We start from the raw sequence: 13,770 nt of genomic DNA on the forward strand, positions 1-13,770 counted from the left end.
GTCCGTCCCGCTGCGGCGGCAAGCCGCCGCCGCAGCTATTAGGCTGTAAGGCGACACATCCAGCGGGCACGCGCCGGACGGGCGGGCCAGGCATTCCCTGCGGGGGCGGAACCCCCTCCCGCCGACACCGGTCATAGCCTCGTTCAGCAGATGAGGAAGCCGGGATGAAGATGTCCGACAGTTTCGATCCACGCACACTACGCCCGAAGCGACCGGGCCGCTGGCGCTGGCGTTTCGTGGCCGCCGTGGCCGCGCTGATCGCCGCGTTCGGCGTGCTCGGCGCCCTGGCCGGCGGCGCGGCCTTGCTGCGCCGGCAACCGGCGGCGGGGGTCATGCACATCGAACCGGCGGCCGGCGCGGTATTGCTGGTGATCGGCCTGCTCGCCCTGTGGCTGGGCGTGCTCTTCTGGCGCCTGGCGCGGCGCCGCGCGCGGCGTGGCGACGGCCTCAGCCTGTCGCCGCGGCTGATGAAGAAGCGCGGCTGAGCGGCTTGCCGCAAAGCGCCCGCGGTCCGCTAGAATGCCGCCTCTTCGCGGAGGCTCCATGCAAGACGACGATTTTTCCCTGTTCGCCAACGAGATGCGCGGCGTCAAGCGCATCCAGGTGGACCAGGCCGACACCGGCAAGCCCAAGGCCGACCGCCAGCAGGTCAGGCTGCGCCAGCAGAACGCCACGACCAAGGTGGAAAACCAGCGCGTCGACGGGCTGTCCGACCTGTTCGTCATCGACGTCGGCGCCGAGGACGAGCTGTACTGGGCCCGCGACGGCGTGCAGGAAGGCCAGATGCGCAAGCTCAAGGCCGGCCAGATCGGCTTCGAGGGCAGCCTCGACCTGCACGGCATGAATATCGAGAAGGCCCGCGAGCTGCTCTGGGACTTCCTCGCCGAGGCCAGCCGCCTGGAGGTGCGCTGCGTGCGCGTCACCCACGGCAAGGCGGCGCGCACCGACGGTCGCCGGCCGCTGCTCAAGAGCCACGTCAACACCTGGCTGCGCCAGCACCCGCAGGTCCTGGGCTTCACCTCGGCCCTGCCGCGCCACGGCGGCACCGGCTCGCTCTACGTGATGCTGCGCCGCACCATGCTGGAGGGGCGCGACGAATAATCCGTCGCTCCCGCTGGCGCACCGCGCCCTTGCCAGCACGCCACGCGCGCCCTACCCTGCGCCTCTGCGCTTCAACGAGTCCCAACAGGTAGAACATGTCCCTGGAACAAAACTACTCGCAGATCCTCAGCCAGCTCGGCGAGGACGTCACCCGCGAAGGCCTGCTCGACACGCCCAAGCGCGCCGCCAAGGCCATGCAGTACCTCTGCCGCGGCTACCAGCAGACGCTGGACGAGATCGTCAACGGCGCGCTGTTCAGCTCCGACAACAGCGAAATGGTGCTGGTCAAGGACATCGAGCTGTACTCGCTGTGCGAGCACCACCTGCTGCCCTTCATCGGCAAGGCCCACGTGGCCTACATCCCCAACGGCAAGGTGCTGGGCCTGTCCAAGGTAGCGCGCATCGTCGACATGTACGCCCGCCGCCTGCAGATCCAGGAGAACATGTCGCGGCAGATCGCCGAGGCCGTGCAGCAGGTCACCGGCGCCCTGGGCGTGGCGGTGGTCATCGAGGCCAAGCACATGTGCATGATGATGCGCGGCGTGGAGAAGCAGAACTCCTCCATGGTCACCTCGGTGATGCTCGGCGAGTTCCGCGAGAACGCCGCTACCCGCAGCGAGTTCCTCAGCCTGATTCGCTGAGGTCGCTTGCGGGGATGGAAAACCGGCCTGTGGGGCCGGTTTTTCTTTGGGCTTCGGGTAGTCCGTGCGGCCGGGGGTAATCGCGGACGGAGTCCGCTCCCCCGTAGGATGGTGTTGAGCGAAGCGATACCCATCGCCATGACCGCATGGGTATCGCAAGCTCAACCCATCCTACGAAAAGCACCTCGGTGCAGCCCCGTAGGATGGGTTGAGCGAAGCGATACCCATCACCGCCACCGCATGGGTTTCGCAGGCTCAACCCATCCTACGAAGAACGCCTCGGAGCGGCCTGGGAAGTTCGGGCGTAGCGGACTTTGTCCGCGATTGGATTCACCGCCCACGCCGGACGCTCCGATGGCACGAACGGCTCCTGGCGGACTCAACCCCCCGCCGTGTAGTACCCCACCGCCACCAGGTAATGCCCGCTCTTGCGCAGCAGGGCGTGCTTGTTCTCCACCTTGCCGGTCACCGGGTTGCGCCACTGGTAGTCGAACTGCCCTTCGCCCTTGCTCTTGGCCAGCGCCAGCATGGCCTGGCCGATGGCGTTGCCGGCCGGGTCCTTGAGGCTGGCGAAGTCGGTGCCGACCATCCGGGTGTTGTAGCCGTGGGCGACGAACTTGCCGGTGTCCATGTCGACCACGAAGGCGTAGAGGTCATCCTCGATGAAGGCCTTGTCGAGGTCGTTGATGCGCTTGAAGGTGGCTTCCGGCGCCCCTTCCACCGCCTTCGCCGCTTTATCCAGCATGGCCTCGGCCTGGCGGGCGTCGGCGCGCGGGATGTAGTAGCCCACCGCCAGGAAGCGGTCGCCTATGCGCTGGTAGTAGGTGTGCTTGCGCTCGACGCGGCCGTCGGCCCAGTTCTTCCAGCGGTACTCGGTTTCCTGCACCTTGCCGTTCTCCGGGGCCTTGAGGGCCTTGGCGAACTGCTTGCGCATGTTCGGGTCGAGCAGTTGCGAGACGTCGCGGCCGATCAGCACCACCGAGGGGCCGCCGCTGGCCAGCATCACACCCTTGCTGTCGACGACGTAGACGTACAGCTCGTTATCGATGAACTCGCCCTGGCGGCTGAACGCGGCGAAGGCCTTGTCGTCCTCCTGGCGGTAGTAGCCCACGGCCTTCTCCAGCAACTGCCGGGCCCGCTGGGCCTGGGCGGCGTCGGCCGCGGTGCTGGTGGCGGCCGGCAGGTGCAGCGGGGCCAGGCAGGCGAGGCAGAACAGCAGCGCACTGAACAGGCGTTTCATGCAGGGTCCTCCATGTCGTCCCTTCTTGTTCTGGACTGAGCATAGATGGCCGCCACGGTTTCGCCCGCCGGCGTCAGCCGAAGAAGCGCTTCATCGAGCGCGACAGCCAGCCGCCGTGGCTCTGGTCGTGGGTCAGCTCGTGCATGCTGGCCTTGACCGACTCCACGTAGTTGGCGTCGTCGTTGCGGATGTGGGTGAACAGCCAGCGCCCGAGCAGCCCCTTGAGTTCCTCGGCGACGTCCTCGCCGGCGGCGAAGCGCAGGCGGTAGTCGGATACGCGCTTGATGAAGAGTTCGTGGACCTTCTTGTGGGCGCGGGTGAACTGGTAGCCGGAGTCTTCCAGCAGGGTTTCCTCGAAGGCGAAGTGCGACTGGGTGTAGTCCACCAGTTCCTCGATCACCTCGCCGACCCGCGCCTTGTCCAGGGTGCCCTGGGCCTCGTGCAGCTGGTTGATCATCTCGACGATTCGCTTGTGCTGGTTGTCGATCACCTGGATGCCGGTGTTCAGGTCATCCTGCCAGACCAGATAGGCCATTTTTCCCTCCCCCACCGGTCGCCGGCATTCCTGCCGCCGCGGCCCGGTTACTGCTCTATTGTTGGCTGGGTCCAGGGTAGGGAGGCGAAACGGCGCGCGCCATGATGCCCGTCAATGGGGAGGCCCTTAAACTGCGAGCCAGAGCGCACGAATACGAAAAAGCCCGCGCGATGGCGGGCTTCTTCTGACACTTCGGGCCCCTCAGTCGAGCATGTCGACGTGCCGCGGGTGCGCCGCGACGCGCGCCATCCAGGCATTGATCGCCGGGTAGCCGGAGAGGTCGAAACCGCCCTGGTGCGCCACGTGGGTGTAGGCGTACAGGGTGATGTCGGCAATGGAGTAGCTGTCGCCCACCAGGTAGGGCGTGCGCGCCAGCTGCTGCTCCATCACGTCCAGGGCCTTGTAGCCGCCCTTGAGGCAGTCCTCGTACTCGGCGCGGCGCTCGTCCGGCATCTTCAGGTAGAACTGGATGAAACGCGCCACCGCCACGTAGGGCTCGTGGCTGTACTGCTCGAAGAACTGCCACTGCAGCACCTGGGTGCGCAGGCGCGGCTCCTTCGGCAGCAGCTCGCTGCCGTCGGCGAGGAAGTTGAGGATGGCGTTGGATTCCCACAGGCAGCTGCCGTCCTCCAGTTCCAGCACCGGCACCTTGCCGTTGGGGTTCTTCGCCAGGAATTCCGGGGTCTGCGTCTCGCCCTTGAGGATGTCGACGTCCTGCCACTGGTACGGCAGGCCCAGCAAGTGCAGGACCAGCTTGACCTTGTAGCAGTTGCCGGACAACCGGTCGCCGTAGACGGTGTACATGTCGCCTCCTCAGGCAGGTTGGGCCGCTTGCGCTTCGCGGATCACCGCAGCCAGGCGGCGCAGGCCTTCGCCCAGGCGCTCCGGCGCCACGTGGCTGAAGTTCAGGCGCAGGTGGCCGGGGTTGGCGTCGGGGTCGGTGAAGAAGGGTTCGCCGGGCATGAAGGCCACGTTCTGCTGCAGGGCCTTGTCCAGCAGGCCGCGGGTGTCCAGCGGCTGCTTCAGGGTCAGCCAGAAGAACAGCCCGCCCTGGGGCACGTTCCACTCGGCCAGGTCGGCGAAGTGTTCTTCCAGCTGGGCCTGCATGGCGTCGCGGCGGATGCGGTAGAAGTCGCGCAGCTCGGCCAGGTGGCCGCGGTAGGCCTCGGTGCCGAACCACTGCAGGGCCTGCCACTGGCCGATGCGGTTGGTGTGCAGGTCGGCCGACTGCTTCAGGCGCAGCAGGTGCGGGAACAGGTCCGGGGTGGCGATCAGGAAGCCCACGCGCAGGCCCGGCAGCAGGGTCTTGGAGACGGTGCCGGTGTAGATCCAGCTGGCCTTCTTCAGACGGCTGACCAGCGGGGTGGCGCTGCCGGCGTCGAACACCAGCTCGCGGTAGGGTTCGTCTTCGATCAGGGTCACGCCGAACTCGTCGAGCAGCGCCGCCACTTCGTCGCGGCGTTCTTCGCTGTAGCGCACGCCGGACGGATTCTGGAAGGTCGGGATGAGGTAGGCGAAGGCCGGCTTGTGCCGCTCCAGGCGCTGGCGCAGCGCGGCCACGTCAGGCCCCTCGGCGCCCAGCGGCACGGTCACGCAGTCGGCGCCGAACAGCTGGAAGGCCTGCAGCGCGGCCAGGTAGGTCGGCGCCTCGAGCAACACCTCGGTGCCCGGGTCGATGAACAGCTTGCTGGCAAGGTCGAGGGTCTGCTGCGAACCGCTGACGATCAGCACCTGGCTGGCATCGCAGGGCACGCCCAGGGCCCGCGCTTCGGCGGCGATGGCCTCGCGCAGGGCCGGCTCGCCCTCGCTCATGCCGTACTGGCCCATGCTGGCCGGCATGTCCGCCCATTCCACCTTGGGCAGCATGGGTTCGGCCGGCAGGCCGCCGGCGAAGGACATCACCTCCGGACGTTGCGCCGCAGCGAGGATTTCACGGATCAGGGAGCTTTTCAGGCGGGCGATACGTTCGGAGAAGGCCATGGGGTCACCGGTAGCGGAGGCAGGAGCAAATGGGTCAAACTGGTTGACCGAAGCTACGACGGCCGAACGGATACGTCAATATGCCTGACCTTCTGCCCTCCGACACCTGGTCGGAAGCCATGCAAGCCTTTTACTTCAGCTACCGGGCGTTCACCGCCAAGCCGGACGAGATCCTCGCCCGCCGCGGCCTGGGCCGGGTGCACCACCGCATCCTGTTCTTCGTCGCGCGCCAGAGCGGGTTGAGCGTGAAGGAACTGCTGGCCACCCTGGGCGTGAGCAAGCAGGCGCTGAACATGCCGCTGCGGCAATTGCAGGAGATGCAGCTGATCCGCAGCGAGGCCTCGCCGGCCGATAAGCGCAAGCGCCTGCTCAGCCTCACCGCCGAGGGCGCCAAGCTGGAACGGGCCCTGCGCAACGAGCAGGCGCGCCTGCTGCAGCGCGCCTTCGCCGAGGCCGGCGAAGAGGCGGTGCACGGCTGGCTGGCGGTCAACCAGGCCCTGGCGCAGCCGCTTCAGGAAACCTGAGCGCCGCCCTCCAGCTCCCGCGCGCCGCGCAGGAACATCAGCGCCAGCGGCAGCAGCGCCGCGGCGGCCAGGACGGTGCCGGGGATGAACAGCAGGATGCTGGCCATGCACACGCCCGAGAGCACGTCGAGCCAGCCCAGCACCTTCACCGAGGGGTACGGCAGGCCGATCTTCAGCACCCGCACGCCATACCACAGGCCCACCAGGCCGCTGGGCAGGAACAGCGCCATGAAGCCGGCCAGGGCGGCGTTGGGCGTGCCGTCGAGCTGGGCGTCGAAGATCACCGCGTAGGCCTGGATCACCAGCGCCAGGCCGATGGACAGCCACAGCGGCCAGGCCATGCCGCGGGCGCCGAAGCGCTCGACCAGGAACTGCGTGGCGCGCCAGCTGAGGTAGCAGCCGAGCAGCGTGCAGAGCACGCCCAGCCACAGGCTGTAGCTGTCCAGGGCGTCGCCGCGCCCGCTGCCGCCGAGGAACGACAGGCCGAACAGCACGCTCTGCGCCAGCAGCAGCGCCAGGCTCAGCCAGGCCAGCAGGCGCAGGTGGCCGGGGCTCCAGCGGCCGCCGGCGAGGCTGGCCGGGGTGCGCGCCTCGATCAGCTCGACCTTGGGCGCGGCATAGGGGTTGTGGTCCATGGCGGGACTCCACGACTGCGACCTGCCCACCATATCCACAGCACGCCGGGCGCGCCACTGTACGGCCCGATCCGCCCCTGGCTGTTACGCGACAGCCCGCAGGCCGGGGGTTAGGCTGCGGAAAAACCACAAGACGCGTGCCGCCATGCCCCTCGAACTCCTGGCCGCCTTCATCGGCTTCGCCTTCGTCACCTCCATCACGCCCGGGCCGAACAACATGATGCTGCTGGCCTCCGGGGTGAATTTCGGCGTGCGCCGCACCGTCCCGCACATGCTCGGCATCAGCATCGGCTTCCTGCTGCTGGTGGTCGCCGTGGGCCTGGGGCTGGACCAGCTGTTCCACGCCTTCCCCTTCACCTACCAGGCGCTGCGCTACCTGGGCGCGGCCTACCTGCTGTACCTGGCCTGGGGCATCGCCCGCGCCGGCGCGCCGCAGGCCAACGGGCGCGGCAGCGGCAAGCCGTTCAGCTTCCTGCAGGCGGCGGCCTTCCAGTGGGTCAACCCCAAGGCCTGGATCATGGCCATCGGCGCCATCACCACCTATACCCCGCAGCAGGGCTTCGCCGGCAACGTGCTGCTGATCGCGGTGCTGTTCGCCGTGGTCAACCTGCCCAGCGTCGGCGTCTGGACGGTGCTCGGCAGTTGCCTGCGGCACTGGCTGGAACAGCCGGCGCGGCGCCGCGTGTTCAATATCGGCATGGCCTTGCTGCTGGTAGCCTCCCTCTATCCCCTGTTCGTGGACATCGCCCCCGCATGACCGATTCGACCAGCGCGCGCCTGCGCCCCTTCGCCGACTCCTCCCCCGCCGCCGTGGTGGCCGGCTTCGTCGCCATGCTCACCGGCTACACCAGCTCGCTGGTGCTGATGTTCCAGGCCGGCCAGGCCGCCGGGCTGAGCAACGCGCAGATTTCCTCGTGGATCTGGGCGCTGTCCATCGGCATGGCGCTGACCACCATCGGCCTGACCCTGCGCTACCGCACGCCCATCGTCATCGCCTGGTCCACCCCCGGCGCCGCGCTGCTGATCAGCAGCCTGCCGGGCGTGCCCTACTCGGAAGCCATCGGCGCCTTCATCGTCTGCGCCGCGCTGATCACCCTGTGCGGCGTCACCGGCAGCTTCGACCGCCTGATGCGCCAGGTGCCCGGCTCGCTGGCCTCGGCGCTGCTGGCCGGGGTGCTGTTCCGCATCTGCATCGAGATCTGCCGCGCGGCCGAGCAGCAGACGCTGCTGGTGGCGGCGATGTTCCTCAGCTACCTGCTGGCCAAGCGCCTGTCGCCGCGCTACGCGGTGTTCGTCGCGCTGCTGGTGGGCGTGGCCCTGGCCGGCGCCCTGGGCCTGCTGAACTTCAGCCACTTCCAGCTGGAGCTGGCGAAACCGGTGTGGACCACGCCGAGCTTCTCCCTGGCCGCCACCATCAGCATCGGCATCCCGCTGTTCATCGTCGCCATGGCTTCGCAGAACATGCCCGGTCTGGCCGTGCTGCGCGCCGACGGCTACCAGGTGCCGGCCTCGCCGCTGATCTCAACCACCGGCATCGCCTCGCTGCTGCTGGCGCCGTTCGGCTCCCACGGCATCAACCTGGCGGCCATCAGCGCGGCCATCTGCACCGGCCCGGAAGCCCACGAGAACCCGCACAAGCGCTATACCGCGGCGCTCTGGTGCGGGGTCTTCTACGGCGTGGCGGGCATCTTCGGCGCCACCCTGGCGGCGCTGTTCGCCGCGCTGCCCAAGGCGCTGGTGCTGTCCATCGCCGCCCTGGCGCTGCTCGGCTCGATCACCAACGGCCTGAGCAACGCCATGGCCGAGGCCCGCCAGCGTGAGGCGGCGATGGTTACGTTCCTGGTGACTGCTTCGGGTTTCACGCTGTTTTCCGTGGGCTCGGCCTTCTGGGGGCTGGTGGCGGGGTTGGTGACGCAGTTGGTGTTGAATTGGCGTCGGGCGATTTGATGAGGAAGGTTCAGGGGTTGGGAGAGAGCCCCTCTCCCCAGCCCTCTCCCTGAAGGGAGAGGGGGCTTGTCCGTGCCAACGGGGAGAATGGCCTACGCCGGATACTTCGCGCTTGCCGGCTAACTGTGGAGTACCCACGCACGCCGAACGGTCCCCTCTCCCTGCCGGCCAAAACAGGCTCCTGCTGTAACAGAATGCAAAACACTGGGAGGGCGCCGGTCGCCTGCGCTGTTCCAGGTCAAGCCCGGCGGACGCCCGCCTGTCCATGCTGTAGCTCATCCCTGCCCCATCCGACAGGAGCCTTGCATGAGCCGACGCCGCGCTTCCCACTCCGACGCCAGCGCCACGCCCTGGCACAGCCTCGCCGGCGACGAGGTCCAGGCCCGCCTGCGCAGCGGCCCCGGCGGCCTCGACGAGGCCGAGGTGCAAAGCCGCCGCCAGCAATACGGCGAGAACCGCCTGGCGCCGCCGCGCCGGCGCGGCCCGCTGCTGCGCCTGCTGCTGCAGTTCCACAACATCCTGCTCTACGTGATGCTCGCCGCCGCGCTCGTCACCGCGCTGCTCGGCCACTGGGTGGACACCGCGGTGCTGCTGGGCGCGGTGCTGATCAACGCGGTGATCGGCTTCATCCAGGAAGGCAAGGCCGAATCGGCGCTGGACGCCATCCGCGGCATGCTCTCCTCCACCGCCACCGTGGTGCGCCAGGGCAAGCGCCAGCAGATCGACGCCGCCGCCCTGGTCCCCGGCGACCTGGTGCTGCTGGCCTCCGGCGACCGCGTGCCGGCCGACCTGCGCCTGCTCGGCGGCAAGGAACTGCGCGTCGACGAGGCGGCGCTGACCGGCGAATCCCTGCCGGTGGAGAAGAGCGCCCAGGCGGTGGCCGCCGACGCGCCCCTGGGCGACCGCTACGGCATGGCCTACTCCGGCACCCTGGTGGTCTACGGCCAGGCCCGCGGCCTGGTGGTGGGCACCGGGGCGGACACCGAGCTGGGGCGCATCAACCAGATGCTCAGCAGCGTGGAGAACCTGACCACCCCGCTGCTGCGGCAGATCGACCGTTTCGGCCGCATCCTGGCCATGGTCATCCTCGGCATCGGCGCCCTGGTGTTCCTGCTCGGCACCCTGTGGCTGGGCGAGACGCCGGAGCAGATGTTCATGATGGTGGTGGCCCTGGTGGCCTCGGCCATCCCCGAGGGACTGCCGGCGATCATGACCGTGACCCTCGCCCTGGGCGTGCAGCGCATGGCCCGCCAGCGCGCCATCGTGCGGCGCCTGCCGGCGGTGGAGACGCTAGGCTCGGTGACGGTGATCTGCTCGGACAAGACCGGCACCCTGACCTGCAACGAGATGACCGTGCAGCGCCTGGTCTGCGCCGAGCGGGTGTATGAAGTGGAAGGCGTCGGCTACGTCCCCGAGGGCGGCTTCAGCGTCGACGGCCGCGCCGTGCAGCCGGACGCGCAACCGGCGCTGCTGCAGGCGATCCGCGCCGGGGTGCTGTGCAACGACGCCCAGCTGCGCGAGGACGGCGGCCAGTGGAGCATCGAGGGCGACCCCACCGAAGGCGCGCTGCTGGTGCTCGGCGCCAAGGCCGGGCTGCCCCAGGAAGCCTGCGCCCGGGACTGGCCGCGGCTGGACAGCATTCCCTTCGAGTCACAGCACCGTTTCATGGCCAGCAGCCACCAGGACGCCGAAGGCCGTCCGTGGATACTGGTCAAGGGCGCGCCGGAGCGCATCCTCGAAATGTGCTCGACGCAGCTCACCGATGCCGGCGCGGCGCCGCTGGACCCGGACTACTGGCGGCGCATGGCCACCGACACCGCCGCCCGCGGCCTGCGCCTGCTGGCCCTGGCCGCGCGGCAGGCGGCGCCGCAGGGTGCGCAACTGGGCTTCGAGGACGTCGCCGGGGGCTTCACCCTGCTGGCCCTGGTGGGCCTGATCGACCCGCCGCGGGCCGAGGCCATCGCCGCCGTGGCGCACTGCCAGCAGGCCGGCATCCGTATCAAGATGATCACCGGCGATCATGCCGAGACCGCCCGCGCCATCGGCGCCCGGCTGGGCATCGGCGTCGGCCGCCCGGCGGTGACCGGCGCCGAGGTGGCGCTGATGGACGACGCCGAACTGCGCCGCGTGGCCCTGGAGGTGGACGTGTTCGCCCGCGCCAGCCCCGAGCACAAGCTGCGCCTGGTGCAGGCCCTGCAGGAGGACGGCCAGGTGGTGGCGATGACCGGCGACGGCGTCAACGACGCCCCGGCGCTCAAGCGCGCCGAGGTCGGCGTGGCCATGGGCCGCAAGGGTACCGAGGCGGCTCGCGAGGCCGCCGACGTGGTGCTGGCCGACGACAACTTCGCCAGCATCGCCAGCGCCGTGCGCGAGGGCCGCGCGGTCTACGACAACCTGAAGAAATTCATCCTGTTCATGCTGCCGACCAACGGCGGCGAAGCGCTGGTGGTGATCGCCGCGCTGTTCCTCGGCCTGGGCCTGCCGCTGACGCCGGCGCAAGTGCTGTGGATCAACATGGTCACCTCCAGCACCCTGGGCCTGGCCCTGGCCTTCGAGCCGGCCGAGCACGACATCATGCGCCGCCGCCCGCGGCCGCCGGGCAACGCCCTGCTTTCCGGGTTCTTCGTCTGGCGCGTGCTGATGGTGGCGCTGCTGATGATGCTCGGCGCCTTCGGCCTGTTCCTCTGGGAGCTGCAGCGCGGCACCGGCATCGAGTCGGCGCGGACCATGGCGGTCAACGCGGTGGTGATCGGGGAGATGTTCTACCTGATCAACAGCCGCTCGATCTTCGGCTCGGTGCTCAACCGCGAGGGCCTGTTCGGCAACCGCTGGGTGCTGCTGGCCATCGCCGCGTGCATCCCGCTGCAGCTGGCCTTCACCTACGCGCCCTGGATGCAGGACATCTTCGGCTCCAGGGGCCTGAGCCCGGCCGAATGGCTACGGGCGCTGGGCGCCGGGCTGCTGGTGTTCCTCGGCGCCGAGCTGGAGAAGTGGGTGATCCGCCGCAGCGGCCTGGCGCAGCGCCTGGCCAGGCACTGAGCCTCAGAGCGCGGTGTGCCCGCCATCCACCGGCAGCGCGATGCCGGTGGTGAAGCCGGCGTTGTCGCTGCACAGGTAGAGCACCGCCGCGGCGATCTCCTCGACCTGGCCGACGCGGCCCACCGGGTGCATGGCGGCGGCGAACTCGGCTTTCTTCGGGTCGGCCTCGTAGGCGCGGCGGAACATGTCGGTGTCGATCACCGCCGGGCACACGGCGTTGATGCGCACCTTCTTCTTCGCGTATTCCACCGCCGCCGACTTGGTCAGGCCGATCACCGCGTGCTTGGAGGCGGCGTAGATGCTCATCTTCGGCGCCGCGCCCAGGCCGGCCACCGAGGCGGTGTTGACGATGGCGCCGCCGCCCTGGGCGAGCATCACCGGGATCTGGTGCTTCATGCACAGCCAGACGCCCTTGACGTTCACCCCCATGATGGCGTCGAACTCGCTTTCCTTGCCCTCGGCCAGCCGGCCCTGCTCGATCTCGATGCCGGCGTTGTTGAAGGCGTAGTCCAGGCGGCCGTAGGCCTCCACCGTGGCGGCGACCAGCGCCTGGACCTCGGCGTCGCGGGTCACGTCGCAGCGGATGAAGCGCGCATCGCCGCCGGCGGCGCGGATCAGCTCGACGGTGGCTTCGCCGCCAGCTGCGTCGACGTCGGAAACCACCACCTTGATGCCCTCGTGGGCGAAGGCCTGGGCGGTGGCGCGGCCGATGCCGGCGGCGGCGCCGGTGACCAGGGCGACCTGGCCGGAAAGCAGCTGACTCATGGACTGTCCTCGAACGGATGGAGAATCGTCCGAGTCTAGCCGGCGCCCGCCGCGGGCAAAGCATTATCAGGCCGCTGTAGCTCGTACTATCCGTGCGAGTGATGAATACCTCGCGCCTGGATCATTTACATGGATAACCGGGCATTCTCGTGGTCGGCGGCAGCTTGCCGACGCCGCCGCCGCGGACTATCCCTAGGTTTTCCCCTCCCCGAGGCCACTGCCATGACCGCCCCGCTCAACCGCCAGTTCGTGCTCGCCCAGCGCCCCCAGGGCGCCATCGACCAGGACACCTTCCGCTACCAGGAAACCCCGCTCGGCGAGCCCGGCCCGGGCCAGGTGCTGGTGCGCAACCTGTACCTGTCGCTGGACCCGGCCATGCGCGGCTGGCTCAACGACGCCAAGTCCTACATTCCGCCGGTGGGCATAGGCGAGGTGATGCGCGCCCTCGGCGTGGGCCAGGTGGTGGCCTCGAACAACCCGGCCTTCGTCGTCGGCGACCACGTCAACGGCGCCCTCGGCGTGCAGGACTACTTCCTCGGCGAGCCCAGGGGCTTCTACAAGGTCGACGCGAACCGCGCGCCGCTGCCGCTGTACCTCTCGGCCCTGGGCATGACCGGCATGACCGCCTACTTCGGCCTGCTCGACGTCGGCCTGCCCAAGGCCGGCGAGACCGTGGTGGTTTCCGCCGCGGCCGGCGCGGTGGGCAGCGTGGTCGGGCAGATCGCCAAGATCAAGGGCTGCAACGTGATCGGCATCGCCGGCGGCGAGGACAAGTGCCGCTACCTGGTGCAGGAACTGGGCTTCGACGGTGCCGTCGACTACAAGAACGAAGACCTCGCCCTGGGCCTGAAACGCTGCTGCCCCAACGGCATCGACGTGTTCTTCGACAACGTCGGCGGCGACATCCTCGACGCCTGCCTGGCGCGCCTGGCGCCCAAGGCGCGCATCGTGATCTGCGGCGCCATCAGCCAGTACAACAACAGGCAGGCGGTGAAAGGCCCGGCCAACTACCTGTCGCTGCTGGTCAACCGCGCGCGCATGGAAGGCATAGTGGTGATGGACTACGCCAGCCGCTTCCCCGAGGCCATGCGCGAGATGGCCGGCTGGCTGGCCGAGGGCAAGCTGAAGTCCAGGGAAGACATAGTCGAAGGCCTGCAGACCTTCCCGCAGACGGTGCTCAAGCTGTTCAGCGGGGAGAACTTCGGCAAGCTCATCCTCAAGCTCTGAAGGCTTTGCGACACCCTGCAGGAACGCCCCCTGGGCGCGAATCGCGGGCAGGGCCCGCTCCTACAGGTGCAGAAGAGCCGCTGACGTAGGATGGGTTGAGCGAAGCGATACCCATCGCCGTGACCGCATGGGTTTC

14 protein-coding genes are annotated in these 13,770 nt (G+C 68.9%); 8 read left to right on the forward strand and 6 right to left on the reverse strand.

What is annotated here, in order from left to right; genetic code table 11:
- The first annotated feature begins 164 nt into the window (after positions 1-164).
- The 3 genes from PcP3B5_RS19385 to folE all read left to right on the forward strand — a co-directional run bounded on the left by PcP3B5_RS19385 (position 165) and on the right by folE (position 1,742).
- A complete protein-coding gene (locus PcP3B5_RS19385; RefSeq protein ID WP_009618630.1) occupies positions 165-485 on the forward strand; it encodes a hypothetical protein in 321 nt (106 codons plus the stop codon).
- A gap of 58 nt (positions 486-543) precedes the next feature.
- On the forward strand, positions 544-1,101 hold the full coding sequence (locus tag PcP3B5_RS19390; RefSeq protein WP_058072297.1) for a Smr/MutS family protein: 558 nt from the start codon (positions 544-546) through the stop codon (positions 1,099-1,101).
- Between the two features lie 95 nt (positions 1,102-1,196).
- Positions 1,197-1,742, forward strand: a complete 546-nt coding sequence (folE, locus tag PcP3B5_RS19395; protein ID WP_009618627.1) for a GTP cyclohydrolase I FolE — start codon at positions 1,197-1,199, stop codon at positions 1,740-1,742.
- A gap of 379 nt (positions 1,743-2,121) precedes the next feature.
- Here the strand turns inward: folE and PcP3B5_RS19400 are convergent, their stop codons facing one another.
- From PcP3B5_RS19400 to PcP3B5_RS19415, 4 genes are all read right to left on the reverse strand, one after another.
- A complete protein-coding gene (locus tag PcP3B5_RS19400) occupies positions 2,122-2,982 on the reverse strand; it encodes a cache domain-containing protein (protein ID WP_061562167.1) in 861 nt (286 codons plus the stop codon).
- Positions 2,983-3,055: 73 nt separating this feature from the next.
- Positions 3,056-3,517, reverse strand: coding sequence for a bacteriohemerythrin (locus PcP3B5_RS19405; RefSeq protein WP_009618618.1), 462 nt, complete (start codon positions 3,515-3,517; stop codon positions 3,056-3,058).
- Positions 3,518-3,718: 201 nt separating this feature from the next.
- On the reverse strand, positions 3,719-4,321 hold the full coding sequence (locus PcP3B5_RS19410; RefSeq protein WP_043314279.1) for a glutathione S-transferase family protein: 603 nt from the start codon (positions 4,319-4,321) through the stop codon (positions 3,719-3,721).
- 9 nt (positions 4,322-4,330) lie between these two features.
- Positions 4,331-5,497, reverse strand: coding sequence for an aminotransferase-like domain-containing protein (locus tag PcP3B5_RS19415; RefSeq protein WP_043314278.1), 1,167 nt, complete (start codon positions 5,495-5,497; stop codon positions 4,331-4,333).
- A gap of 80 nt (positions 5,498-5,577) precedes the next feature.
- Between PcP3B5_RS19415 and PcP3B5_RS19420 the strand changes: the two genes are divergently transcribed.
- Entirely contained in the window at positions 5,578-6,021 is a 444-nt protein-coding gene (locus PcP3B5_RS19420; protein WP_009618612.1) for a MarR family winged helix-turn-helix transcriptional regulator, read from the forward strand.
- On the opposite strand, the gene PcP3B5_RS19425 is transcribed toward PcP3B5_RS19420, so the two are convergent.
- Positions 6,009-6,656, reverse strand: coding sequence for a hypothetical protein (locus PcP3B5_RS19425; protein ID WP_043272164.1), 648 nt, complete (start codon positions 6,654-6,656; stop codon positions 6,009-6,011). The two genes, PcP3B5_RS19420 and PcP3B5_RS19425, sit on opposite strands and share 13 nt — an antisense overlap.
- A 145-nt stretch (positions 6,657-6,801) precedes the next feature.
- Between PcP3B5_RS19425 and PcP3B5_RS19430 the strand changes: the two genes are divergently transcribed.
- The 3 genes from PcP3B5_RS19430 (at position 6,802) to PcP3B5_RS19440 (ending at position 11,642) form a co-directional block, all read left to right on the forward strand.
- The gene (locus tag PcP3B5_RS19430) at positions 6,802-7,413 is read left to right on the forward strand and encodes a LysE family translocator (protein ID WP_061562168.1); all 612 of its coding nucleotides are present in this window, start codon (positions 6,802-6,804) and stop codon (positions 7,411-7,413) included.
- A complete protein-coding gene (locus PcP3B5_RS19435) occupies positions 7,410-8,603 on the forward strand; it encodes a benzoate/H(+) symporter BenE family transporter (protein WP_061562169.1) in 1,194 nt (397 codons plus the stop codon). Before PcP3B5_RS19430 ends, PcP3B5_RS19435 begins: the two co-directional genes overlap by 4 nt.
- Positions 8,604-8,909: 306 nt before the next feature.
- Positions 8,910-11,642 (forward strand): cation-transporting P-type ATPase, encoded by a 2,733-nt coding sequence (locus PcP3B5_RS19440; protein ID WP_061562170.1) that lies wholly within the window; start codon positions 8,910-8,912, stop codon positions 11,640-11,642.
- 3 nt (positions 11,643-11,645) lie between these two features.
- Here the strand turns inward: PcP3B5_RS19440 and PcP3B5_RS19445 are convergent, their stop codons facing one another.
- Entirely contained in the window at positions 11,646-12,407 is a 762-nt protein-coding gene (locus PcP3B5_RS19445) for an SDR family oxidoreductase (protein WP_061562171.1), read from the reverse strand.
- Positions 12,408-12,629: 222 nt separating this feature from the next.
- On the opposite strand from PcP3B5_RS19445, the gene PcP3B5_RS19450 reads away from it, so the two are divergent.
- Positions 12,630-13,634: an NADP-dependent oxidoreductase gene (locus PcP3B5_RS19450; RefSeq protein ID WP_061562172.1), complete on the forward strand. Its 1,005-nt coding sequence runs from the start codon at positions 12,630-12,632 to the stop codon at positions 13,632-13,634.
- Positions 13,635-13,770 lie beyond the last annotated feature (136 nt).

This window comes from Pseudomonas citronellolis, assembly GCF_001586155.1.
Lineage (GTDB): Bacteria > Pseudomonadota > Gammaproteobacteria > Pseudomonadales > Pseudomonadaceae > Pseudomonas > Pseudomonas citronellolis.

Bases quoted from the DNA above. Each gene is read 5' to 3' on its own strand.
- PcP3B5_RS19385 (WP_009618630.1), top strand. From the start codon at position 165: ATGAAGATGTCCGACAGTTTCGATCCACGCACACTACGCCCGAAGCGA.
- PcP3B5_RS19390 (WP_058072297.1), top strand. From the start codon at position 544: ATGCAAGACGACGATTTTTCCCTGTTCGCCAACGAGATGCGCGGCGTC.
- folE (WP_009618627.1), top strand. From the start codon at position 1,197: ATGTCCCTGGAACAAAACTACTCGCAGATCCTCAGCCAGCTCGGCGAG.
- PcP3B5_RS19400 (WP_061562167.1), bottom strand. From the start codon at position 2,982: ATGAAACGCCTGTTCAGTGCGCTGCTGTTCTGCCTCGCCTGCCTGGCC.
- PcP3B5_RS19405 (WP_009618618.1), bottom strand. From the start codon at position 3,517: ATGGCCTATCTGGTCTGGCAGGATGACCTGAACACCGGCATCCAGGTG.
- PcP3B5_RS19410 (WP_043314279.1), bottom strand. From the start codon at position 4,321: ATGTACACCGTCTACGGCGACCGGTTGTCCGGCAACTGCTACAAGGTC.
- PcP3B5_RS19415 (WP_043314278.1), bottom strand. From the start codon at position 5,497: ATGGCCTTCTCCGAACGTATCGCCCGCCTGAAAAGCTCCCTGATCCGT.
- PcP3B5_RS19420 (WP_009618612.1), top strand. From the start codon at position 5,578: ATGCCTGACCTTCTGCCCTCCGACACCTGGTCGGAAGCCATGCAAGCC.
- PcP3B5_RS19425 (WP_043272164.1), bottom strand. From the start codon at position 6,656: ATGGACCACAACCCCTATGCCGCGCCCAAGGTCGAGCTGATCGAGGCG.
- PcP3B5_RS19430 (WP_061562168.1), top strand. From the start codon at position 6,802: ATGCCCCTCGAACTCCTGGCCGCCTTCATCGGCTTCGCCTTCGTCACC.
- PcP3B5_RS19435 (WP_061562169.1), top strand. From the start codon at position 7,410: ATGACCGATTCGACCAGCGCGCGCCTGCGCCCCTTCGCCGACTCCTCC.
- PcP3B5_RS19440 (WP_061562170.1), top strand. From the start codon at position 8,910: ATGAGCCGACGCCGCGCTTCCCACTCCGACGCCAGCGCCACGCCCTGG.
- PcP3B5_RS19445 (WP_061562171.1), bottom strand. From the start codon at position 12,407: ATGAGTCAGCTGCTTTCCGGCCAGGTCGCCCTGGTCACCGGCGCCGCC.
- PcP3B5_RS19450 (WP_061562172.1), top strand. From the start codon at position 12,630: ATGACCGCCCCGCTCAACCGCCAGTTCGTGCTCGCCCAGCGCCCCCAG.